This window comes from Nitrospira sp. (assembly GCA_029194535.1).
Taxonomy (GTDB): domain Bacteria; phylum Nitrospirota; class Nitrospiria; order Nitrospirales; family Nitrospiraceae; genus Nitrospira_C.
The window spans coordinates 1,293,657-1,317,125 of record JARFXR010000001.1 but is presented as its reverse complement, the minus strand read 5'-3'; the positions used below and the strand labels follow the sequence as shown (position 1 = coordinate 1,317,125).

At 62.5% G+C, this 23,469-nt stretch carries 19 protein-coding genes; all 19 read right to left on the bottom strand.

Going from position 1 to position 23,469, the window contains the following annotated elements; genetic code table 11:
- Window positions 1–34 precede the first annotated feature (34 nt).
- The 19 genes from P0111_06000 to P0111_05910 all read right to left on the bottom strand — a co-directional run bounded on the left by P0111_06000 (window position 35) and on the right by P0111_05910 (window position 23,466).
- On the bottom strand, window positions 35–790 hold the full coding sequence (locus P0111_06000) for a DUF3108 domain-containing protein (protein MDF0643563.1): 756 nt from the start codon (window positions 788–790) through the stop codon (window positions 35–37).
- A 401-nt stretch (window positions 791–1,191) separates the two neighbouring features.
- Window positions 1,192–2,592, bottom strand: a complete 1,401-nt coding sequence (locus tag P0111_05995) for a phosphomannomutase/phosphoglucomutase (GenBank protein ID MDF0643562.1) — start codon at window positions 2,590–2,592, stop codon at window positions 1,192–1,194.
- 18 nt (window positions 2,593–2,610) lie between these two features.
- On the bottom strand, window positions 2,611–4,062 hold the full coding sequence (locus P0111_05990) for a mannose-1-phosphate guanylyltransferase/mannose-6-phosphate isomerase (GenBank protein MDF0643561.1): 1,452 nt from the start codon (window positions 4,060–4,062) through the stop codon (window positions 2,611–2,613).
- A gap of 4 nt (window positions 4,063–4,066) precedes the next feature.
- Window positions 4,067–4,618 carry an HAD family hydrolase gene (locus tag P0111_05985; protein MDF0643560.1) on the bottom strand — a complete coding sequence of 184 codons (552 nt, stop codon included), beginning with the start codon at window positions 4,616–4,618 and terminating at the stop codon, window positions 4,067–4,069.
- A 102-nt stretch (window positions 4,619–4,720) separates the two neighbouring features.
- Complete coding sequence (gene rfbD, locus P0111_05980) at window positions 4,721–5,575, bottom strand: dTDP-4-dehydrorhamnose reductase (GenBank protein ID MDF0643559.1); 855 nt, start codon at window positions 5,573–5,575, stop codon at window positions 4,721–4,723.
- Window positions 5,576–5,642: 67 nt separating this feature from the next.
- Window positions 5,643–6,653 (bottom strand): dTDP-glucose 4,6-dehydratase, encoded by a 1,011-nt coding sequence (rfbB, locus tag P0111_05975; protein MDF0643558.1) that lies wholly within the window; start codon window positions 6,651–6,653, stop codon window positions 5,643–5,645.
- The gene (locus tag P0111_05970; protein MDF0643557.1) at window positions 6,650–7,402 is read right to left on the bottom strand and encodes a sugar phosphate nucleotidyltransferase; all 753 of its coding nucleotides are present in this window, start codon (window positions 7,400–7,402) and stop codon (window positions 6,650–6,652) included. Before P0111_05970 ends, rfbB begins: the two co-directional genes overlap by 4 nt.
- A gap of 141 nt (window positions 7,403–7,543) precedes the next feature.
- Entirely contained in the window at window positions 7,544–9,451 is a 1,908-nt protein-coding gene (locus tag P0111_05965) for a nucleoside-diphosphate sugar epimerase/dehydratase (GenBank protein ID MDF0643556.1), read from the bottom strand.
- Window positions 9,452–9,456: 5 nt separating this feature from the next.
- Window positions 9,457–10,716 carry an O-antigen ligase family protein gene (locus tag P0111_05960; GenBank protein ID MDF0643555.1) on the bottom strand — a complete coding sequence of 420 codons (1,260 nt, stop codon included), beginning with the start codon at window positions 10,714–10,716 and terminating at the stop codon, window positions 9,457–9,459.
- A gap of 19 nt (window positions 10,717–10,735) precedes the next feature.
- A complete protein-coding gene (locus tag P0111_05955; GenBank protein MDF0643554.1) occupies window positions 10,736–11,803 on the bottom strand; it encodes a glycosyltransferase family 4 protein in 1,068 nt (355 codons plus the stop codon).
- Entirely contained in the window at window positions 11,800–12,786 is a 987-nt protein-coding gene (locus P0111_05950) for an NAD-dependent epimerase/dehydratase family protein (GenBank protein MDF0643553.1), read from the bottom strand. Before P0111_05950 ends, P0111_05955 begins: the two co-directional genes overlap by 4 nt.
- Entirely contained in the window at window positions 12,783–13,946 is a 1,164-nt protein-coding gene (locus P0111_05945; protein MDF0643552.1) for a glycosyltransferase family 4 protein, read from the bottom strand. Before P0111_05945 ends, P0111_05950 begins: the two co-directional genes overlap by 4 nt.
- On the bottom strand, window positions 13,909–15,924 hold the full coding sequence (gene asnB, locus P0111_05940; protein ID MDF0643551.1) for an asparagine synthase (glutamine-hydrolyzing): 2,016 nt from the start codon (window positions 15,922–15,924) through the stop codon (window positions 13,909–13,911). Before asnB (P0111_05940) ends, P0111_05945 begins: the two co-directional genes overlap by 38 nt.
- 34 nt (window positions 15,925–15,958) lie before the next feature.
- A complete protein-coding gene (locus P0111_05935) occupies window positions 15,959–17,209 on the bottom strand; it encodes an SGNH/GDSL hydrolase family protein (GenBank protein ID MDF0643550.1) in 1,251 nt (416 codons plus the stop codon).
- Between the two features lie 67 nt (window positions 17,210–17,276).
- The gene (locus P0111_05930; GenBank protein MDF0643549.1) at window positions 17,277–18,419 is read right to left on the bottom strand and encodes a glycosyltransferase family 4 protein; all 1,143 of its coding nucleotides are present in this window, start codon (window positions 18,417–18,419) and stop codon (window positions 17,277–17,279) included.
- 68 nt (window positions 18,420–18,487) lie between these two features.
- Entirely contained in the window at window positions 18,488–20,485 is a 1,998-nt protein-coding gene (gene asnB, locus P0111_05925; protein MDF0643548.1) for an asparagine synthase (glutamine-hydrolyzing), read from the bottom strand.
- Between the two features lie 14 nt (window positions 20,486–20,499).
- Window positions 20,500–21,678 (bottom strand): glycosyltransferase, encoded by a 1,179-nt coding sequence (locus P0111_05920; protein MDF0643547.1) that lies wholly within the window; start codon window positions 21,676–21,678, stop codon window positions 20,500–20,502.
- A 12-nt stretch (window positions 21,679–21,690) separates the two neighbouring features.
- Window positions 21,691–22,569 (bottom strand): class I SAM-dependent methyltransferase, encoded by an 879-nt coding sequence (locus P0111_05915; protein MDF0643546.1) that lies wholly within the window; start codon window positions 22,567–22,569, stop codon window positions 21,691–21,693.
- Complete coding sequence (locus tag P0111_05910; GenBank protein ID MDF0643545.1) at window positions 22,570–23,466, bottom strand: NAD(P)-dependent oxidoreductase; 897 nt, start codon at window positions 23,464–23,466, stop codon at window positions 22,570–22,572. It abuts the gene before it with no gap.
- Between the last annotated feature and the right edge of the window lie 3 nt (window positions 23,467–23,469).

The following is a 23,469-nucleotide window of genomic DNA, read 5'->3' as shown; positions in this document are numbered from 1 at the left end:
TGCGACGGGACGAGCAATGAAACATGTCACCCTTTCAAGGGTGAGACGCGCCGCCCGGCAGACCGCTCACGAGGTCGGCCACGATCGAGCCGATGATCACTCGAGCCTTCATTCTCAGCGGAATGCGCCGGGCGTCGTTGGTCAGCCACACGCGGATATTGCCCTGGTTCAAAAAGATCCCTTGAAACGGCATGATCACCAACAAGCGGATCGCCTCCGCCTTTCCCCACGAGCCGTTGATCGCTTCCATGCCCTCCACACGTACTTCGAGCTTGTAGTTCTTCTTGTCATGGTGAACATTGAGCGATTCCGTGGTGCCCGGCGTGAGCCGAGGGAGGCTGCGGACATAGTACAGACAGGAAATCGCGTCGAACGTGTCGGGAGGAATGGGCAGGGTCTCCGACGCGCCGTCCTTGACCGCGGTCACCGTCTCTTGATCGTGGTGGAAGGTGTAGTCGAAATCATTCTTGCGCTTGCCCTCCCGCCGATGGAAGGTCATGTGTTCCGAGAGAAACGTGTCGCGGCTCACCAATGATTCCACCCGATTGTCCACCGGATAGAACCGGGTGACCTTCGGGCTGGACTGCGCCGTCATCATGAGTTTGAGCGAAGCATGCGCGTTGCCGGCCTCCGCAACCTCGAGCACGGCGGTTCCGGCCAGGATGCTGAGCCAAGACAGCTCATAGGTCAGCCGTTCGCCGGCCTGCACGGCCGGCAAGAGCGGGCGGGTCTCCGCCCGGGTCCGAACCGGATCTCCGAGGAGCGAGGCGAGGAGCGAGGCGGCGAGCAACCACCGCGCCGTAGAATGGGAAACGGTTTGCAGGGAGAAGGAGGGAACCAACGAGCTAACAGTGTGTTGACAAACTACGTGATGACCTCGGACCTGGAGTCGTGTCTGAGGTCACGGACGCCATCAGCATGCCCTGCAGGCTGTTCAGAAAGGCCTCGGTTCTCACCCGCCCAACCCCGGCGCGCCAACACGCGCCATTCCACAGGCAAGGCCGCAGCTCGGGGATTGTCGCCCTTCCGATCGGCGACTGTCCCCGTTGCTGGAAACTGGGACAGGCACCCGCCTTCGCCAGGCTACGGCGGGAGCCAGTCCCCTCTGAGCCTCTGAGCGACACGACCGGCCTGCGCGAAGCGCTTCGGCGAAGGCAGGGAACGCCGCTGGCGGACTTTCTCAACAGCCTGCTACTGTCCCAATGAGTGCTTCGCATCGGCCAACTCATGCTCGACCGTGGTGCGGATCGCCTTGAGGCGGGCGGGCGAGGTCGCCTCGAAGCGCAAGACCAGCGCCGGCTGCGTATTGGAGGCGCGGATCAAGCCCCATCCGTCGTCGAAAATGGCACGTACCCCGTCGATCGTGACCAGGTCGCGAAGCGGCAGGCGGTACTGTCCGATTTCATGCCCTGTCTTGAGGTAGCCGGCGAAGCGCTCGTGGACCCGTTTGACCACGTCGAACTTGACCGTATCCGGCATGTCGACGCGGATCTCAGGCGTCACCGAAGTCTGTGGAAGGTCCGCCACGAGAGAGGAGAGAGGTCGGGATCTCTTGGACAGGATCTCGATCAGGCGGCAGGACGCGTAAATTGCGTCATCATAACCGAAATAGCGGTCGGCGAAAAACATGTGTCCCGACATCTCGCCGGCCAATACGGCATTTTCGCTTTTCATTTTGGACTTGATCAGCGAATGGCCTGTTTTCCACATGACCGGCCGACCGCCCTGTTTGGCGATATCGTCATACAGGCTCTGGGAGGCTTTCACCTCCGAGATGATCGTGCTCCCCGGCTTGGAGGCCAGGATGTCGCGCGCATAGACCACGAGCAGTCGGTCTCCCCACAACACATGCCCTTGTTCGTCGATGGCCCCGATCCGGTCGGCGTCGCCGTCGTAGCCGATGCCTACGTCCGCCTGATGCCGCTTGACGGCCTCCATCAGATCGTGGAGATTTTCCAGCACGGTCGGATCGGGATGATGATTCGGAAACCGACCGTCCAGGTCGCAGTAGAGCCCGGTCACGCGGCAACCCAACAATTCGAGCGCCTGTTTGGCCACCAGGGCCGCCGCCCCGTTGCCGCAATCGATGACGACGTGCAGCCGTTTGCCGTTGACATCAGGGAAACTGCGCTTGATGTAGGCGAGATAGTCGGGAATGATCGGGTGCTCGGACAACCGACCCTGTCCGGAGACGAACCGGCCGGCCTCCAAGATGCGGCGAAGGTCCTGAATCGCCTCTCCGTGAATGGCCTCCTTGCCGACGCAGATCTTGAACCCGTTGTATTCGGCCGCGTTGTGGCTGCCGGTGATCATGATCCCACCCTCGACCGGCAAGGTGAACAGCGAGAAATAGACCAACGGGGAGGGACAAACGCCGACGTCCACGATATTCAACCCGCCGCCGAGCAGTCCCCGCACCAGCGCCTGAAAAAGCCCGGGAGAGCTCAGCCGGCCGTCACGGCCGACGGAGATCGTCTTCACATCCCGATCCTTGACATAGGTGGCATAGGCGCGTCCTACCTGTTCGGCGATCGGGTCGGTCAGCTCCTTGCCGACGATGCCCCGCAGATCATACTCTCGAAAAAGCCCCATGCCGGCTCCTGCTCCGACTCAACCCTGCGCGGTCCGTCCGTACTCGTCCTTGAACCGGACGATATCATCCTCGCCGAGATACGGCCCGTTCTGCACTTCGATGATGTGCAGCGTGTTGCGGCCGAAATTCTCCAGGCGGTGACGCGTCTCGACCGGAATGGCCGTGCTCTGCCCGACTTGGAGATCGAAGACGTCGTCGCCCCTGGTCACCTTTGCCGTGCCGGCGATGACCACCCAATGCTCGCTCCTCCGGTGATGCAATTGCAGCGACAATCTCCCGCCCGGTTTCACCGTCACTCGCTTCACCTTGTACCCGTCCCCTTCCTCCAGCACGGTATAGGATCCCCACGGCCGATGGACGGTGACGTGTTCGAGATGCTCGGGAGCGCCCTGCTGCTTGAGGATGTCCACGACCTTCTTCACATCCTGGGCCCGGTTCTTCGGACAGACCAGCGTGGCATCGGGAGTATCGACCACCACCATGTCGGTCAACCCGATCGTCGCCACGACGCGTCGGTCTCCGTAGACGACGGACCGTCGGCTGCCGAGATCAACGACCCGGCCTCCGACGATGTTGCCGGCCTTGTCCTTGGGAGCCACCTCGTCGAGGCTGCCCCAACTCCCGACATCCGACCATTCAAAGGCGACCGGCACGACGGCCGACTTGGTGGACCGCTCCATGACCCCGGTATCGACGGACACCGGAGCCAGTTTCTTGTATTCTTTGTCGATCGCCCCTCTCATCCCTCCCGCCCGCATCAACTCGCGGATGCGTGCCATCCCCTTGAACAGCGCCGGTTGATGGCGCCGGACTTCCTCGAGGATCGTCGCGGCCCGCCAGACGAACATGCCGCTGTTCCAGTAGTATTCCTTCGCCTTCATGTACTGCACCGCCTTGGCGGCGTTGGGCTTTTCCACGAAACGGCTCACCGGATGGCCCTTGAGCTTCCCCTGTGTGCCGACGGTGACCCGTTTGTTGGGCTTGATATAGCCGTAGCCGGTTTCGGGTCTGGTCGGCTTGATGCCGAACGTCACGAGATATCCCTGCGCGGCCAGCTCCGCCGCAAGCCCGACTGCGGCGTCGAACTCCTTCTGCCCCTTGACGATATGATCCGCAGGCACGACCAGCATCACCGCGTCCGGATCGCGGCGGACCAGTTCCAGCGCGGCCAGGGCGATGGCGGGAGCCGTGTTCCTGCCTTCCGGCTCGAGCACGAAGTTGTCCTTGATCGCATCCTTCCATTCCCCGAGTTGAATCCGGATCGACTCCGCCTGAGCTGGATTGGTCGAGATCAATACCCGTTCGGCCGGCGCCGCATGAATCACCCGTCTCATCGTCTGCTGGATCAAGGTCTCATCGCCGATGATGCGAAGCAGCTGTTTGGGAAACAGATGCCGGCTCAACGGCCAGAATCTGGTGCCGCTGCCGCCCGCCATGATGACGGGATATACCGCCGTTCGATCCTTCATTCGACTAGCCCTCCCCGAAACCGCTGCGCGCATCAAGAATCATGTCGATGACTTCCCGAACGGCTCCTTCGCCGCCCTTCTTGCGACACACGTAATCGACCGCCGTGACCACCTGCCGCACCCCGTCGAACGGAGCCGCCGAAAAGCCGGCCGCCTTGAGGGTGGCGAGATCGTTGATGTCGTCGCCGATGTACGCCACCTGCTCCATCGTCAACCCGTGTCTGGCCGCCATCTCCCGGATCAGGGCCAGCTTGTCCATCACGCCCTGATGCACCTCCGGGATCGCCAGCTTTTCAGCGCGCCTGGCGACCAGCTTGGTGCGTTCCTGGGTCACGATCGCGGTCAGTAGTCCCGCGCGCTGGAGCAGTTTGATTCCCATCCCGTCGCGGGTGTTGAATTTTTTCCACTCGTCTCCGGATTCGGCATAGTACATGCCGCCGTCGGTCAGCACCCCGTCGACGTCGGTCGCAAACAACCGAATCCCCTTGAGCTTGCCAGCGAGCCCCTTGCCGGCCGCCTTCTGACCGCGACGCGTGGCGGCTCGAGATTTGGTCATTGTGATGGACGTCCCTCGGGGTCGCTCACGCCGTCATCATACCGACTCGACGCGACGGTGCAAACAAAAAACCTTCGGCGGCCCGCGCACCGAGGCGCCGCCTTACGAGCGCACCGCCGGACCGGACGAACGGCTCTGTCTCATGAACCGATGCAGCGCATCGCGCCAATCCGGCAGGGGAGGCCGCACCAGTCCCAGACGTCCATACGCCAAGACGCTGTACGGAGGACGCTTCGCCGGACGCGAGGATTCAGCGGTGGTGATCGGACGGACCACGGCTGCGCCACCGGCCAGCCGCACAATCGTGTCGGCGAATTCGTACCACGTGCTGCTTCCGCTGTTCGTCGCGTGACAGACTCCCGTGAGCCTGCTTGGGATCAGGTCGCACAGCGCGTGAACCAGATCGTCGGCGAACGTCGGACATCCCCGCTGGTCCGCCACGACCTCCAGCGTCGGCCGTTCGCCGGCGAGCCGCATGATCGTCTTGACGAAATTCTGTCCACCCTGTCCGTAAAGCCAGGCCGTGCGGACGACGAGGCAATTCTCGCACTGTTCGGCGGCCGCCGCTTCCCCTTCCTGCTTCGACCGGCCGTACACGTTGAGGGGGTTGGTAAGATCTTCTTCCGTATACGGCGCGGCCTTGACGCCGTCGAACACGTAGTCCGTCGAAATGTAGATCAACCTGCTGCCGATCCGCCCCGCCGCGCGCGCCACGGCGGTCGTCCCCGCGACGTTGACCGCCCTGGCCTGGTCCGGTTCCCGCTCCGCTCCATCAACATTGGTATAGGCGGCGGCGTGCACCACGACGTCGGGCCGGGCTTGAACGATCTGCTCCTCACACGACGGGGCCGTCACATCGAACTCGGGCAAGTCCTTCAGGATCAGGGTCTCGCTTCTAAGCGCCTGCCGCAATGCGAAACCAAGTTGGCCTTGTGCGCCGGTAATTAAGATGCGCATATTAAGAAAGGTTCAGGTTGTGGTTCAGGTCAAGTGCGCTTCAGGAGGAGTCAGCCTCAACCTCAGCCTAATCTGTGAGTCGCTTCCCGTATTGCTCCTCATAATAGCGACGGAACTCGCCCGACTTGAGGGGACGCCACCAGGATTCATGCGTCCGGTACCATTCGACGGTGGCCTTCAGCCCATCGTCGAACGAGACGGACGGCTGCCATCCAAGCCGCTGCAGCTTGGCGCAATCGACCGCATAACGCCGATCGTGTCCCGGACGGTCACGGACGAATTGGATGAGCCGGGTCGGCTTGCCGAGGCAGGCCAGCAGCCGCTCCGCAACGGTGATATTGTCCCGTTCGTTGCCGCCGCCGATATTGTAGATCTGCCCCGGCTCGCCCCGGAGCAATACATGGTCGATCGCCGCGCAATGATCCTCGACCGCCAGCCAATCACGGCGCTGACGCCCATCTCCATATAACGGAAGCGCCTGGTCGTCGATCGCGTTGGTGATGAATAAGGGAATGAACTTCTCCGGATACTGGTTGGGGCCGTAGGTGTTGCTGCCGCGCGTCACCATCACCGGAAAGCCGAACGTCGTCCAGTAACTCAACACGAGCAGTTCCCCGCCGGCCTTGCTTGCGGAATAGGGGCTGCGCGGAGCGAGCGGCGCCTCCTCCGTCGAACTTCCGGTTTCGACGCTGCCGTAGACTTCGTCGGTGCTGACCTGCAGGAACCGGGAGATGCCGGCGCGCCTGGCTTCCTCCAGCAACACGCCGGTTCCGACGACGTCCGTGTGCGCAAAGGTCCCCGGATCCATAATCGACCGATCGACATGCGTCTCCGCGGCCGCATTGACGACGGCGTCGATCCGGTGCTCGCGCAAGACCCGCTCCACCAACGGCTGATCGGCAATATCGCCGTGCACAAATCGATACCGCCGGTCTCCCTCGAGATCCTGCAGGTTGGCGAGGTTGCCGGAATATGTCAGCGCATCCAAGTTGACGACCTCGTGGCCGCCTCCCACGATCAGGCGACGGACCAGATGCGATCCGATGAATCCGGCTCCTCCGGTGACCAGAATTCTCATAAGGCTACTCCTGAACCTATCTCCTTCTTATTCGCTCCCGTCCGGCTGACCAGTTGATGCGCATGATGGAGCGATTCGATCGTGCCGGCATCCGTCCACCAGCCTTCGAGCAGGTTCCAGGTCAGCGTGCCGGCCCGAATATACGCGTTGTTCACATCCGTGATCTCCAATTCGCCACGCCCCGACGGCTTCAGCGTCTTGATGATCTCGAACACCTCGGCATCGTAGAAGTAGATGCCCGTGACGGCATAGGGCGACGGGGGATTGGCCGGCTTCTCCTCGATCCGAATGACGCGCGTGCCTTGCAACACCGGCACGCCGAATCGTTGCGGATCGTTCACTTCCTTCAACAGGATTTTGGCGCCGTTCCGCTGCTCGCGAAACGCACGCGCGGCCGCGGCGATGTTACCCTCGATAATGTTGTCCCCGAGGATCACACACACCGGCTCTCCGTCGGCGAAGTGCTCCGCCAGCCGGAGGGCATCGGCGATGCCGCCTTCGCCTTCCTGATACGTGTAGTTCAACCGTTTAAGGCCGAACTCTTTGCCGTTGCCCAGGAGTTTCAAGAAATCGCCCGCGCTGTTGCCTCCGGTCACGAGCATGATCTCGTCGATGCCGGCGTTGGCGAGCGTGTGAATGGGATAATAAATCATCGGGCAATTGAACACCGGCAGCAGATGCTTGTTCGTGACCTTGGTCAACGGCAACAATCTCGTCCCCAATCCTCCCGCCAGCACCACGCCTCTCATACGTCCTCCCCGTTAGCCATCGCATCGGCATCCCGTCCGACCGCACCGCGAGCCGATCGGTTCCCATCGCGCGGTTCCCATCGCGGAGGGCGACCGTGATCGGGTTCTTTCGGCTCTCTTGAACGACGCGCGCACACGCGCTTACAGAATGGGCTGGGGTTTCGGGGGAGCGAGGGGCCTGTAGGTCGGAACGGCCTCCTGCAGCGCCCGGATCACGGCCTCGTCGTCGCCGTGGCCGACCGCCGCTTCCAACCCCGCGACGATCCGATCGACTTCGCCTTCCCCGCGCACACGATCCTTCACGGCACGGCGGATCTTGGCGTGTGCGGTCGGTTCGACCTGCTCTCCCTCTTCGAACAACTCTTCGAACAGTTTCTCGCCGGGACGAAGCCCGACGTAGGTGATGCGGACATCTTCCTCCGGAACGAGCCCAGACAACACGATCATGTTTCTCGCGAGATCGACCACCTTGATCTGCTCGCCCATGTCGAGCACGAACACATCCCCGCCCTGGCCGAGGACGCTGGCCTGCAGGACCAACTGCACCGCTTCGGGAATCGTCATGAAGAAACGGGTAATGTCCGGATGCGTCACCGTAACCGGCCCCCCCGCGCGAATCTGTTCAGCGAACAAGGGGACCACGCTGCCGTTGCTCCCGAGGACGTTTCCGAATCGCACGACGGTGAATTTCGCCGTCGCCCTGAGATTCAACCGCTGGATCAGATCTTCCGCCACCCGTTTGGACGCTCCCATCACGCTCGTCGGGTTCACGGCCTTGTCCGTCGAAATCAGCACAAACCGTTCCACACCGGCTTGCAACGACGCTTCCGCCATGGTCCTGGTCCCCAGCACGTTGTTGCGGACGGCCTCCTTGGGATTCATTTCCATGAGAGGGACATGCTTGTGCGCCGCCGCATGAAACACCAGCTCAGGCCGGGTCTGACCCATGACGTCCGCCACCCGTTCCGGCAGAGTGACGTCGCCCACGGCGGAAACGATATTGACCCGTGGAAACCGCCTCCGGAGTTCGAGATCCAACGCGTGCAGGCTGTTCTCGTACCGTTCGAAGAGCACCAGCAACGCCGGCTGATAATGGGCGATCTGCCGGCACAGCTCCGATCCGATCGATCCACCGGCGCCGGTCACGAGCACCCGTCTCCCTTCCAGGAGGGGATGCAATTCCTCGCGCTCGGTTTGCACCGGCTCGCGCTGGAGCAGATCCTCCAGGCTCATCGGTCGAACCTGTCTGAAGGCGGCCGGGTCCGCCAACAGCTGCTTGACGCTCGGCAGGATCTTGATGGGAACTTTGCAGCCTTCGGCCGCGGCCAGAATTTTTTGCTTCAGGACGTTCGACGCCGAGGGGATCGCCACGATGATTTCATGGACCACCAGCCGCCTGGAGACCTCCGGAATGTCCGCGATCCTCCCGGCTACCGAAATCCCGTGAATCTTCATCCGTTGTTTCACCGGATCGTCGTCGATCAGTCCGACAGGACGATAGTGGTAGCGGCCGTCGCTCAACATGTCCCGCACGAGCAGCTCGCTCGCATTGCCCGCGCCGACGATGAGGACTCGTCTGGTCATCGGGCTCCAGACCTGAATCCATTCGCGGAACCACCGCACCGCCAACCGGATCCCCGCCAGATAGAGGCCGCTCAGCAACCCCGTGAGGATGAGCACCGAGCGCGGATACTCCACCCATCCGAAGAGCCCGTGCAGCACCGCATACGAACCCACGGCCCCGGCGACCGACGCCCAGAGGATGCGTCCCAGATCGTGCAACCCCACATATCGCCACAGACCATGTTGAATACCGAAGACGAACAGACCCAGCCAATACACCGCCACGATGACGGGCAAGCCGCGGAGCAACAGCGCGCCGTAGAAGGGGGAAATTTCTCCGTCGAAGCGGAGCGCGAAGGCCGTGACGTTCGCCGCGACGACGAGGCCCGCCTGGCTCAGCACGACGATCACCGATCGATAGTGGACCAGCGCGTCCCCGTAGCGACCGAGAAGACGCTGAAAGATTTTGACGACGGTCAGACGCATAGGAATCAGCTCGAAACGGCTTCGTCTTCGCGATCGTCCCGCGAAGGCAGAGCGAGGATGCTCATGCCCACCAACATCCAGAAGAAGACCGCCAGAGCCCCGACCAACATTTGATCAAATTGCAGGCGAACGAACAACCCAATCATACTCCCGACCGTGCCCGCCAGCACCAATCTCGAAAATCTGTCCGTGGCCGTTCGATAGCCGTTCATGGTCGTGCGTACCATGGACACATAGAATCCGAGAAACAGCGCCATTCCTGCCACGCCCACGTGAAGGGCCAGGTACAACAAGATGTTGTGGGCGCCTTGCGCCTTCACGGCCGCATGTCCGGGAACGACCGTTTCTGCATCGTCTCCATACAGCATCGAATACGTTTGCCCTCCGTACCCCACGCCGACGAGCCAGTGCTCGCCGATCTCCGACAAGGTGAATTTCCAGATGTCGAACCGGTGGACGATGGTCGCTAGGCCGGTCCTGACCGGAATCGAACTCTGCACTGCCTGTTGCTCCCCCACCGGCACCGGCGGCTTGAGCCAGACCGCGAGCAGCACGACGAGCACCAAGCCGAGCGTCACCACCCCCGCCGTCCATTTGGCTAAGGCCGTACGCATGACCCAGGCCATCGCCACGAACTCGGTCACCAGGGCGATCAGGCCGGCCCTGGATTGTGTGCTCAGCAGACAGGCCGCCGCCGTCACCGACAGGACCGCCCCGATCCATCGCGCATCGGAGGAATGATCGCCGTACGCAGCGGCCAGCGCATACGGAAGGGTCATGACCAGAAACGTCGTCAGCCAGACCTCGGCCGGAAACGTCGAAACGACCGCCTGTGGATTGGCGATGTTGAACTGGGTCAGGCCGTATGAGGATACGATCAACAGCGACGTGCCCGGCACGAGGAGCAGAATTTTCCGGCTCCGCGCATCCGCCAGAAACCAGACCACCGCGTAGAGCACGGTCATGCCCTGGAGCAGCTTGCCGTACTCCTTGAAACTGTACGAGGGATACGCCGCGAACGGGATCGTGAGGCCGACCCACAGCACGAACGCCAGGAGCCACAGGTCGTACGGCGTCTTCCGATAGAAGAACCGCCGCCGCGACGCACACCAAATGACCAGCAAAGCGAGCAGCACGAGAAACCCGTGTCGCTCCACGACCAGCAGCTTCTTAAAGGGCAACGTCGCCACATAAACCAACAGAACGAGCCGGATCGTCGCGTCGAAATACCACGACAACGTGACGGGCTGCGGTGACGACGACACGCAAGTCTCCCTCATCACATCATCCTCTCCCGGCGTCCGCCCGCGATTCTCGTCGGTGGACCGCCCAGGCCAGACCGGCAAACGTCGCCATCCAGACGAGCAAGATCGCCACCCGCCATCGATCGGTCGCGCTCCGATAGGCGATGGCCAACCCTCCGCACCAGACCATGAGCCCATACTCTACGAGAACCGACCGTCGATGGCTCCACCCGGAGAGAACCAGGCGTTGATAATAATGTTCCCGATGCCCCTCCCAGATGCGCGCGCCGCGCCAAGCGCGCCGCAACAGGGTGACCGTCGCGTCGAGGATGAACGGGGAAAAGATCAACAGAGGCACCCAGATGTCGAACAGCCGGTCTCGCACACCAAGCAACATGAGGGCGCCTGCGGCAAACCCTAGTGTAATACTTCCAATATCACCCATAAATATGTGAGCCGGCGGGAAATTATGAATCAGAAATCCGGTTGCGCTCGCCGCGACGACCAACGTTGCCAGCAGCATGAACGGATGCCCGGCCCTCCAGCCGAAGAAGGCGAGGAACCCGAACCCAATGACGGTCATGCCGCCGGCAAATCCATCCATGCCGTCCATGAAGTTGTAAAGGTTGGTCATCCAAAGGAGAAACAAGATGCTTATTGGTACGGCAACCCAACCCAGCGCCACGGTCCCGACGCCTGGGATCGGTACGGAGGACAGTCTGAGCCCGACACCCCACACCACGATCATCGCCGCGAGCGCCTGCGCCCCGAAGCGGACCCAGACCGGCAGACCGCCGCGATCGTCCAAAAAAGAGACGACGGTCACGAGGGCGATCGATCCGACGATCCATACACTGGCAGAGGCAAATCCCTTCGGGAGAAATCCCTTCGACTGCGGCATCAAGGCATAGCCGGCAGCGGCCAAGGCCATCCCGATCAGAATGCTGGCTAAAATGGCGATGCCTCCGGAGCGGGGAGTCGGTTCGCTGTGCAAGGACCGTTCGTTGGGATGATCCAGCGAGCGGAGAAATGAAGCTTCATGCGCCAGACGGCCGGTGATCCACCACGCCAAGGTGCCGACGACCGCGAAGACCAAGAACCCCATCATGAGCGTGACTGCCGATAATGCCGAATGAGGTCAGGCACCGCGGCCTCGAACCTGTCGGACGGCCGGTACCCCATCTCCCGCATGAGCGCGTCAGGACTATACCAGGCCTGACCGATGAGTTTCACAAGCGTCGCGGAGGTCAGCGGCAGAGGCCGCCTCGCGCACAGCTGGAGGAGATCGCCGCAGGCGCCCGCGAACGTCAGGACCGAGAGCGGGACCCGCCAGCTCGGAGGGCGCAGACCCAATCCACGCCGCAGCAGATCGTAGATCTCGGTCACGGAGTAGGGCGCTTCGTCCGTGGCCACGTAACAGGGCCGTGACGTCTCTTTCGCCTGCAGCAGTGCGCGCACCGCGAGCACGAAGTTTTTCACGCTGAGCAGGCTGCGGACGGCCTGTACCCGAGGGAGCGGAGGAAACCGGCCGCGGTCGATCGCGTCGATCATGCGATAGAGATTGCCCTTGGCAGTCTGACCATAGACGAGAGGCAGGCGCAGCGACACCGTGACCATGCGCCCCGGCACCGCGGCGGCCGCCACCACCTGCTCCGCCGCCCACTTGGAGCGCGCGTACGAAGTGTGCGGATCGGGAGGCGCCCGCTCGTCAACGCAGCCGCCCGTCGTTTCGCCGAACACCTTCACCGAGCTCGCGAAGAGAAACCGGGGGACGTCGGCGGCAACGGCCGCGTCCAACAGATACTTGGTGCCGTCCACATTGACCGATCGGTAGTCCGCTTCCGTCACGGACATGTCATCCGCCGCATGGACCAGGCCGGCCAGATGCACGATCGCGTCGCATCCGCGCGCCGCCTGTCCGGCGCAACGCGGGTCGCGAACATCGCCGACGACGGTTTCGACGTCAGGAAGCTCCCGCGCAAGCGTCGGCCGCCGCACCAGGGCCCGAACGCGCTGGCCGGATCGGAGGAGGTCCTCAGCGAGAGCGCGGCCGAGAAATCCCCCCGCCCCCGTCACAAGCACCCTGGTCACGGAACCCCCGCCGGCGCTCCCACCCCCTGCGAGGCCAACAGTTCCCGGTACAGCCGGATCATCTGCCCCGTCACTTTTTCGACTGAGAACGACCGAACGACCAGTTCGCGCGCCGCCGCACCCATCGCCGTTCGTAGCGAGGGATCATCGAGCAGCGCCTGAATCGCCGCGGCCAGCGCCGCGGAATCTTGCGGTGGAACCAGCAGACCCGTCACTCCGTGGATGAGAATGTCGCGGCAGCCCGGCACATCCGTCGCCACCAGAGGCTTCCCGCAAGCCGCGGCCTCCAGGAGACTCTTCGGAAGGCCTTCCCGATACGACGGCAACACGGCGATCGTCGCGAGGGCCAGGGTGGCAGGCATGTCTTCCTGATGTCCCCACCATTCGACCAGGCCGCCATCGACCCATCGTCGAATCATGTCAACCGGAATGGCGGCCGGATTGTGTTCATCGCAGCGCCCGACCAGCACGAAACGCGCCGAGACACCTTCCCGCTTGAGCCGGCGGGCTGCTTCGACGAATTCTGCGATTCCCTTATCCCACAGCATACGGGACGCCAGCATGACGATCGCCTCCTCGCCGGACGGCGGGCGCAGATTGAACGCCGTCACGTCCACCCCCGATCCCGGAATGATCCGGCTTTGCTTCCGCGTGACCACCCGTTTCATGACGAGCAGATCGCGATCGTCGTGATTCTGGAAGATCACGGTCGAAGCGACGGATTTCAGCGCCGCGCGCAACGCGAGACCCAACGTCTTATTCAGTAGCCCGCCCTGACGAGCCTCATCCGTGAAGAGGTAGCCGAGTCCGGCGAAGGCATTCACCACGGTCGGGACGGCGGCGACCCGGGCGGCGAGCGACCCGTACAGAATCGGCTTCAGCCCCACGTGATGGACGATGGCGGGCCGCTCGCGCCGGTAGAGCGCCAGCAACTCCACGAGGGACAGAAGCTCGGCCAGGGGATTCTTGCTGCGGCGGAACAATCGGATCGGAAACAGACGAAACCCTTCCCGCAGGATCCGCGCTTCGTGATCGGTCACGCGGGTGGCCAGGGCAACGTCGAACCCGGCCGTGACCGCCGCGCGGGCAAGGTCCAGACGGTGAGACCAGAAATACCAATCCTCAGTGATGAGGTACAACAGCCGCGGACGAGCGTTCATGCGCGCTAAGCCACGATTGAAACATCAGCACGTTCCAGAGCTGATATTGCCAGTTTCGCCGTCCCGAAAGATGCTCTCTCCAACGCTCGCGGATCGGCGCCGGATGGAGGAAGCCTTCGCGCTGGAGCCGCGCCTCGCTCAACAGCTCATCGGCCCAAGCCCGCAACGGGCCCCGCAGCCACTGATCGACCGGAATACCGAACCCCGTCTTCGGCCGGTCGATCAGCGCCTGGGGCACATACCGATAGAGCAGGTGGCGGAGCAGCCATTTTCCCTCCCCTTCCCGCTTGATCTTCATGGAGAGCGGCAGCCGCCAGGCGAATTCAATCACGCGATGATCAAGCAACGGCACCCGGGCCTCGAGGCCGTTGCCCATGCTGGCCCGGTCGACCTTCGTGAGGATGTCGTCCGGCAGGTAGGTCACCAGATCGAGATACATCATCTGTCTGGTGAAATCCGGCAGCTCCGCCCGCCGCCTGCCGTCCGACAGCAGCGTGAGGGGCTCCCGTCCCCCGACCACGAGTTCCTCGGGGCGCTTCCATTGCGATACCATGTTGCGGTACATACCGTCCGGCGAGTCGAAGCGCAGCATGTCCGCCAGCTTGTGCATCTTGTCGCCCGGCGTGTGGGGCCAGCCTTTCCACGGAATCACGGTCATGGCGATCTGTACCGTTCGATCCCACCCTTCCGCCGGCAGGGAGGTCATGAGCCGTGCGACGAGATGCCGCAGGGACTCGGGCATCCACCGGAAACGATTCCAGATCCGCCGCCACCAGAAATAGCGGTTGTAGCCGGCGAATAATTCATCGCCGCCGTCGCCGGAGAGGCTCACGGTCACGTGGCGGCGGGCCAGTTCCGATACCAGGAACGTAGGGATCTGTGACGGATCGCCGAACGGCTCGTCGTAGAGATGCGGCAGCCGGGGGATCACCGCCATCGCCTCCTCGGACGAGATGTAGAGTTCCGTATGGTCCGTCCCGAGCGTCTGGGCGACCCGCTTCGCGTATGGGGCTTCGTCGTATCGCGCGTCGTGGAATCCGATCGTGAAGGTGCGGATCGGTTTTCCGCTTTGCTTCTGCATCAGTGCGGAGACGAGCGACGAGTCGACACCGCCCGAAAGAAAGGCCCCGAGCGGGACGTCCGAGATCATCCGCAACCCGACCGCGTTCGTCAGGAGCTCGTCGAATTGAGCGAGCGCTTCCTCCTCGGTTCCCTCGAACGGCCTCATGACTCCCGCTTCCGCGACCGCCCGCGCCGACCAGTACCGAATCGGACGCCAGGACGACGTCTCATCGTCCGGGTCCGGGCTGAAATTTTGCTGAGACGACGCACGCTCTGCTGAAACGGTCAGCAGGCAGCCGGGAGAAAGCTTGTAGACGGAACGGTAGATGGATAACGGCGTCGGCACGTAGCTCAGCCGCATGAACGCGACGAGGGCGTCGCGGCTGACGGTTCCGCTGAATCCCGGCACCTGCTCGAACACCTTCAGTTCGGAGCCGAACGCGAACAGCGATCCCACCCAGCCATAGTACAGCGGTTTGATACCGACCCGATCCCGCCCCAGATGCAGTTCACGCCGCTCGCGGTCCCACAGGGCGAAGGCGAACATCCCGACGAACCGCCGGACGGCGGCCTCCAGTCCCCAGGCTTCTATCGCCGCCAACATCACTTCCGTGTCCGAGTGTCCACGGAAGGCGGCCCCGGCCCGTTCCAGCTCGGCTCTCAACTCAACGAAATTGTAGATCTCGCCGTTGTAGGACAACCGATAGCGTCCAGCGGCCGACTTCATCGGCTGATGTCCTTCCGATGACAGATCCAGAATGGAGAGCCGCGCATGGCCCAACGCGACGCCTGCGCCGGGATCCACCCAGTCTCCGGCGTCGTCCGGCCCGCGATACCGAATGGATCGGACCATCGACGCGATCACCGGTCGGAGATCCAGATTATGACCGCCCAACAGCCCCGCTATCCCACACATGGATCGGTTCTCGAACCGGCCGGATGCGACCGCGTCAGCACGTCAATTGCCGAGCCACCGGCGGCCGGCAGATCAGTCGCTCGAGCGCGGTGGCCATCTCCGCATGTCCCGCTGCGTTCGTATGGGGATCCTTGGGCCAGAGGTAGAATCGCTCGGGATCGTCCGTCTGTTCGAATATCGGCGTCATGTCGAGGAATGGAATCCCCAGTCGCCGGCAGGTATCGAACAAGATATGATTGACCTGTTGCACCTCCGAATGGCGCAACTGGGAAATGTCGGGAATCAACAGGACTACCAGCGTCGCCTGCGCGGCGTCCACGCGCTCCTTCAATCTGGCGAGATGGCGGTCCAGCAACTCAATCTGGCGCCGCTGCTCGCCCGGGTCTCCCGACCCCATCAAATAGTTGGGGCGTTTGGACCACTCCTCCCGGCGAAGATCCAAGTCGTGCAGATAGCCGACTCTCACCGACCGGTTCTTCTCCCGGACGAGATGGCTGAGCGACTTCATGAAATTGAACAGGCGGGAGCGATGGAAGATCCCGCCTTTGTATTGAAGGCCCTGCTGATACTGGAGATCCGGCGCGAGTCGTTCCGCGAGCGGTCCGTTCAGGTCGTCGACGAAATAGGCTAGCACGACCAGGTCCGGATCCAGTTGCCGTCCCATCAGGGTGAGATAGATGTAGTATTGATTGAGCCCCCATCCGGGGACGCCGGCATTGATCGTCTCGATCCTCCGGCCTGTGCGGCGAGCAAGTTGCTGCTCAAGCCGTCGAAGAAACGTCTGGTCTTCCGGCACGCCCCATCCGAAGAGGAAAGAATCACCGAGCCCCAAGATCCGAACGACGTCTGCCGGCTTTTCCGACGCATGCTCCCCGTCTCGAAAACCGAGATCGTTGATCCTGATCGGCACATTGAGCGGGCCGAATCCCTCGAAGCCCGGTACCAGTTCGTGGCCGAATCGATCGGAAGGCCGGTACCAGGCGGCATAGTCCACGTGCGGTTTCGAGAGCGGATGATCCGAAACCCTCAGGATCACCTCCGCCGCCAAGCCGGCTCCCGCAAGCGAACCAGTGACGAGGACCGCTTCGCGCCACTTCCCTGCCGACACCAATGCCGCCAGGCCGGTCAGTACCAACCCGATGGCCGGAAACTCCATGGTGGTCGAACGAAGCCGCCACCCTACGATGTCGAGCGACACCCCGGAACCGACCACCACCACGAGCAGATCGACGGCGCACAGGAGGAAGGCCGCAGTGAACGCGGTCCGGAGCAGGGTCACTCGCATCTGCGTGCCTCTCGGTCCCGACTCCACACTTCCGTTCCGATCGCCGATTTGATCTCCCTGCGTGAACCTAACGACGGGACGCTCGAACACCGAGGCAATCGGGCTTTCTGATTCCCGAGGACGCGACGACCTGACTCAGGAACGTTTCCGTTTGGGCCACACGCGCTTCCCAGGAATGTTCTCTTCGAACCAGCTCGAGACCACGGCGGCCCATCTCTTTCGCTTGAGCGGAATTCTGTGCGAGCGCTGATACGGCTTGCGCGAGCGCCCTCCCATCCTCGGCCGGAAATACCAGACCGCACCGATTCGATCGCACCAGCTCCGTCTGATACGGAAAGTCGCTGACGATCGCCGGGATGCCGCAAGCCAGCGTTTCGAACAGCTTCAGCGGAGCCAGGCCCGTTATGGATCTGCCGCCTGGATTTGTTATCGGGACAAGTCCGGCCAGCGCCCCGGCGACGATGGCGCCGACTTCCGCATAGGGTCGCCGTCCCAACAACACCAGTTTCGCGTTCTCCCGCGCCGCCTGCTCTAAGGTGCTCGTCCCACTCCCCTCGCCGACGACCACGAGAGACAGGTCGCGGGGCCAGCAGCTCTCTTGTAGAGCCGCTACCAACGTCGAAATGCCGTGCCACTGGGCCAGCCCGCCGAAAAACACGACATACCGATCGGGCAAGCCCGGGTATCGTTCCCGATCCGGGTTGAAGAGCTTCGTATTCGCGCCGTTCGGAATGACGCACGCCGGCTGGTGACCGCCTGATTCCTGTTTCAGCCATCCGGCAAGCTGCGGCGTTACCGTGATCAGGCCGGCGGCGTGACGATATTGCGTTCGCCACAGCCGCGTCACGAGATTCCGGCATCTCGCCGCCATGGGGTAGCCGACGAAAATGTCCTCGTAGGGACCGTTGACTTCATGAATCACCGGGACATCAAAGATCCGGGCGACCAGAGCGACCAGGGCGGCCATCGGATGAGACCGAATATAGATGAGCTGAAATTGTCGCACGTGACGGGCCAACCGAAGCTGGACAAGGAGATGTTCCCCTAGCCGGTTGGCCAGAGATGGTCGAACCCACCGGTCGCTGTAGGAGGGAGCGAACAACTCCACGGTGTGGCCCCTCTTCCGCAGGCCCTCGATGATCTCGATCACGTGCACATAGGAAGCTTGTCCTTCCCGGGGAGCCTCCAGCGCCAGGTAGGCGATCCTCATCGTTCGGCACCGTCTCTCATCATCATATTGAATCCCGAGATCTCTCGACCCTCTGTCCCCGTCTTCGATCATGCGCGAACGGCAAACGTTCTCATCCAGACTCCGAAGCTGATGAGGCGCCAGACGAGGAACGAGAAGGACCGTCTTCCCTCGACGATTTTCTCGAACAGGCTGCCGGCATCCGATCCGATGATGCCGGATGAAAGTTTCACCGCGTCGTGCAGGGCGCGGCGGAACAGATCGGGATTGTCTTCTCTCATCCACACTTCCTCCGGCGTCGCAAATCCGAGCTTGTCCCGCCGGTTGCGCACGCGCTCGGGAAGCGTCGTGCGCAACCCCTCCCGCAAGACACGCTTCGTCACGCCCTCGGCAATCTTGTACTCATCGGGTAATCCAAGCACGAACTCGACCAGACGGTAGTCGAGAAACGGCACACGAGCCTCGATAGAATGGGCCATGGAATTGCGATCCTCCCAATGCAGGAGCATCGGCAGGGATGTCGCGCCGATTTGTGCGCGGGACATCAGCTGAACCGTACGGGCTTTGGCGGCTCCCGCCATAGCGAACGGATCCTGAGGAGCGGCTCCGAGCCGGTTCATATCCAGCCACGATGCGGCGCTTCCCGCCTTGCCTGCCAGCAGACGCACCCGCTGACGGATAGATTCCGGCAGCACATTGTCCAGCAGCTGTTTGACACCCCAGGACATGGGGTATCCGTGGACCGTCTTCAACCCGCGGAGTTCTCTCCACAGAGTCGTCCACCGCCCTTCGCGCAAGAACCGGCCCAGGTAAGGCGCGAAATACGCATGGTAGCCTGCAAGCTGTTCATCGGCCCCCTGCCCATCCAGCATCACTGTCACGCCGTGTTCCGCGGCCAGCCGAAACACGTGCCATTGCGCATAGATACTGGTCGATCCGAACGGCTCATCCTGCATCCAGGTCACACGATCCACTGTTTCGAACAGTTCGGTCAGACTCGGATACACGTAATGCGCGTCCGCTCCCGTCTGCCGGACCACCTCATCGATGTATGGCCGCTCGTCGAATCGATCGACCTTCGAACAGGAGGAGAAGGTCTTTTGCCGAGTGGCCCCGGTGTTGCGGCGAAGCAGCTCGTTCATCACGCAGACGATCGACGAGGAATCGAGGCCGCCGGACAGACAGGAGCCGACCGGGACATCCGATCGGAGGCGAAGCCGGACGGCGTCGGTGAAGAGCGAGAGGAATTGCTCGGCCGCGGCCTTCATGTCGCCGTCGAACGGCTGCGGAGCCAGATGGTACCACTGGGTGATGGGCGGGCCGGCCAGCAACTCCTTTACGGAACAATGGAACGATTGGCCGCCCCGCAGTTGGCGGACGCCCTCGAAGATCGTTTCGTCCGTATGATCGATCAGCCCCCAGTTGAGGAAGTCGTACGCGCGCTGCCCATTGACGGTCGGCGACCAGCCCGGCAACAGGGTGAACTGCTTGATCTCCGAGGCCAGCGCCACCAGCCCCTGAGCGGAGCGCCATAGATACAGCGGCTTGACGCCGAACCGGTCGCGGGCGGCGAAGACCCGCCGGGCCTCTCGATCCACGAGCACGAACGCAAACATGCCGTTAAAACGTTGCAGACATTCCTCTCCCCACGCCCGATACGCAGCAAGGATGACTTCGGTGTCGGTCTGCGAGACGAAGGCATGTCCCAGAGATTCCAGCTCGGCACGAAGCTCGAGGTAGTTGTAGATCTCTCCGTTGTGAATGACCCAGAAGCGGCCGTCGGCCGTACACATCGGTTGATGGCCGGCCGCGCTGACGTCGAGAATCGACAGCCGCCGGTGGCCCAGAGCCGCCACGACGTCCGGATTGGACCCACTTTGCCGAACCGGCGCATAAGAGACAGCCATCTGGTATACCGCCTGCGGAGTATCGATCCCTCCGGATGCAGTTGCTGTCATCATTCCAGCCGAGAACACTACGACACCTTCATCGTCCGGACCGCGATGACGGACGGTGTCGGTCATGGCACGAACCAGCGGTTCCAGCGGAGCGGGATTTGAGGCGAAGAGCGCTGCGATGCCGCACATGTTGGTGGAACGTCCTAACGACCCGTTGAGACTTCGGCCGGCCGGCCGTTGCGGAATCGGCTGACAAGACTTTCGTAGGTGGACTTTAGATGTGAGGCGATACGAGCGGGATCGTGCCAGGCTTCGACGTACCGTCTGGAGCGCATGCCGATCTCGCCCAGCTCGTGGCGCCGGACCGTCAGCAAGTCGCGCAACACGCGGGTGATGGAATCGGGCGTGGCATTCACCACCGGCAGCTCCGCCTGCATGGCCGGCGGGATGAAACGGAGATCTTGGTCGCGGATATAGGCGACCACCGGCTTCCCGAGCGCCATCAGTTCCACCGCCAGTCCTCCGTACCAGCCGACCAACAGCTGATCGACCAGGAGATCGGCGTCCGCATACAGTTTCATCGCTTCGGCGTGTGACAGCCCCTCAACCAAGACGAATTCAAACGGCACGCCTTCGGACTTGAGCCGGTGGACGGCATCGAGTATGAACCGGGTTCCCTTGACCCCTCGGTGGCTGGGCGCATGCAGGACCTTCGGCAACGCATGAGCCGCCCCGCCGGACGGCGTGATCGACGCTACATCCAGATGCGCATAGGGCATGAACCGGGCGCCGGAGGGCAGGACGTGAAGCAGATCAGGATTCACCGCGAACACGGCATCCACGTACCGCCCAACGGTCTGGATGCGCGCTCTCTTGAGGCGATCCGACTCGGGCGTGTAATACCCCGCTTCGTCCGCCGAATGGATCGCATAGTGCGCGCGGAGGAAGTCGCCCTGGCGGGCGTCGTCCCCTTGATAGGTCATGACGATGGACTTCCCCCTCCGCTTCAGCAGCCGCAGATCCATCAACTCCAGCGGGGCGGCGTACCAGTTGAACAGGCGTCTGGCCCATGACGGAAGATCCCGCTTCGACGCGGCATCCAAGGGAAGCCGCTGCGGCATCGCAGATTGGCCGAAGTTGAAATGAACGACGTCGTAGTCCCGCAAGGCCAGGGCCAGCAGTCGCCAGCGGGCCAGCTGCAGGGCCATCTCGCCGCTCGACGAGAGAAACCGATCGGCGGGATAGCCGAAGGGATGCGGCTGCAAAGCCACGCACCGGCTGTCCAGGCCGATCGCTCGTTCGGCCTTGGCGAGTTGAAACGGTTGCCCTCCGACGAGATCCGGGCAGTGCAGCACTCGTATGGGAACCGGCGCGCTCTCCATGTGAACAGGCGACTAACCGGGCCTGCCACGCATGGTGATACCGTAGAAATCGACGTGCTCCTGGCTCACATGCAAACCAGCCCGTTGAAACCACTCCCGGATTTCTTCCACCCTGTGCCGTGAGCAGAGTTGCGGATGATACCATTCGTAATTGATGACGGCGTTGTCCCGAAAATTCAGCTCCGGGTTCCAGAAGCACTTCATGAAGAAATGATAGAGAAACCGCTGCAGGTCGTAGCGCCCGGCCGGGATCCCGAGCACATCGACGGCCGGGATGTCGACGTCCACGCGAAGCTCGGCCAGCACCTTGCCCAGCGCGGTGATCTGCTCCGCCGCCTTCATCGCGTCCTCGTAGGCCAGCCCGGAGATCCGCGTCCGCACGAAGTCATCCACGAACTCCCGTACCGGAGCCTTTTGCTTGTACACATAAATGGCGATCTCCCCTGCCGGCTCCAATAGTGTGCACAGGTTCCGGAAGGCTTCTTCAGGGTCGGAAGTATGATGCAGCACCTCCTGGCAGTAGATGAAATCGAACCGGCCCAGTCCGGAGAGATCTCCCAGCAGATCCGCGTCTCTGACCTCGATTCGCTCGTATCCGGCCAGATTGCCTCTTGCGACGTCGGCCGCGACGAGATCGAACGCCACGATCTCCGTGTGCTCGACCGATGAACAGGTCCGCAGCAGCGCCGTCACCCTCCCGTTGCCGCAACCGGCGTCCAGGATGCGGTGCTTGGTCGCCAGATACGCCGTGAACTCCGCCTTGTCCGCAAATCCATTGCGGGTCAAGATCCATCGATTGATGTCGCTGCCTTCTTCGAGCGTTTGATCAAGCGCCAGATGGGGATTCTTCTCCCACTTGTCTTTGAAGCTATGTCGCGTGTTGTCCGCCATTCAGCCCTTCGACGCCGATGAGGAATCGCCGCGGGATCCCTGCAGCATGCGCGCCAATCCGTCTGAGAAATGTACGGCCGGAGCGGCCAGCAGCCGGCACATCTTGGTGATGTCGCCGCTCAGGTGACGAGGAGAGGCGCCGTGATCGACGTGAAAGACCGGATCCCGTCCGACCGCCTTCCCGATCTTGCTCGCGATGTCCCGCATGTGCATCACCTCAGGTCCCGCCACGTTGATGATGTGGCTGCCCGTTAATTCGAGCGCCCGAGACACGGCCAGAGCGGCATCGTCGACGAAGATCGGATTGAGCCTAATCCCTTCCTGTCCCTGAAGGGAAACCGGCTTCCCCTGCGCCACGGAATCGATCAGCCTTGGAATGAGCATCGACTTCTTCTGTCCGGGACCGAAGACAAAAAAGAACCGAAGGATCACCACCGCAAAGCATTCGGAATAGCCGGCCGCCACCAGTTCCGAACATTGCTTCGAGGCCAAGTAAAAGCCGAGCGGTCCCCCCGGCCCCATGATATCGTCCTCCCGAAACGAGTTCTCTCCGTGGCCGTAGACTCCGCCCGAAGAGGCGAGGATGAAGCGTGTGACGCCGGACCCCCGTGCCCAGTCCAGCATCCGCTGGACATTGGCGACATTGACTTCAAAAATATCCCGAGCCTGCTCTGGAAATTCCCGAAAGTGCTCCGATTGCGCGAGATAGATGACGTCCGAGACGTCCTTGGGCAACATCGGCAGCGTGGACTCGGACAGATCGTGCGCGATCCACTGTACATCAGATACTTCCGGATGGTGACGTCCGACCGCCACCAACTCGGCATGGCCCGACAGTCTTGCGAGCAGGCTTCTTCCGATCAAGCCGGAACCGCCGGTCACGAGTATCCGAGACATCCG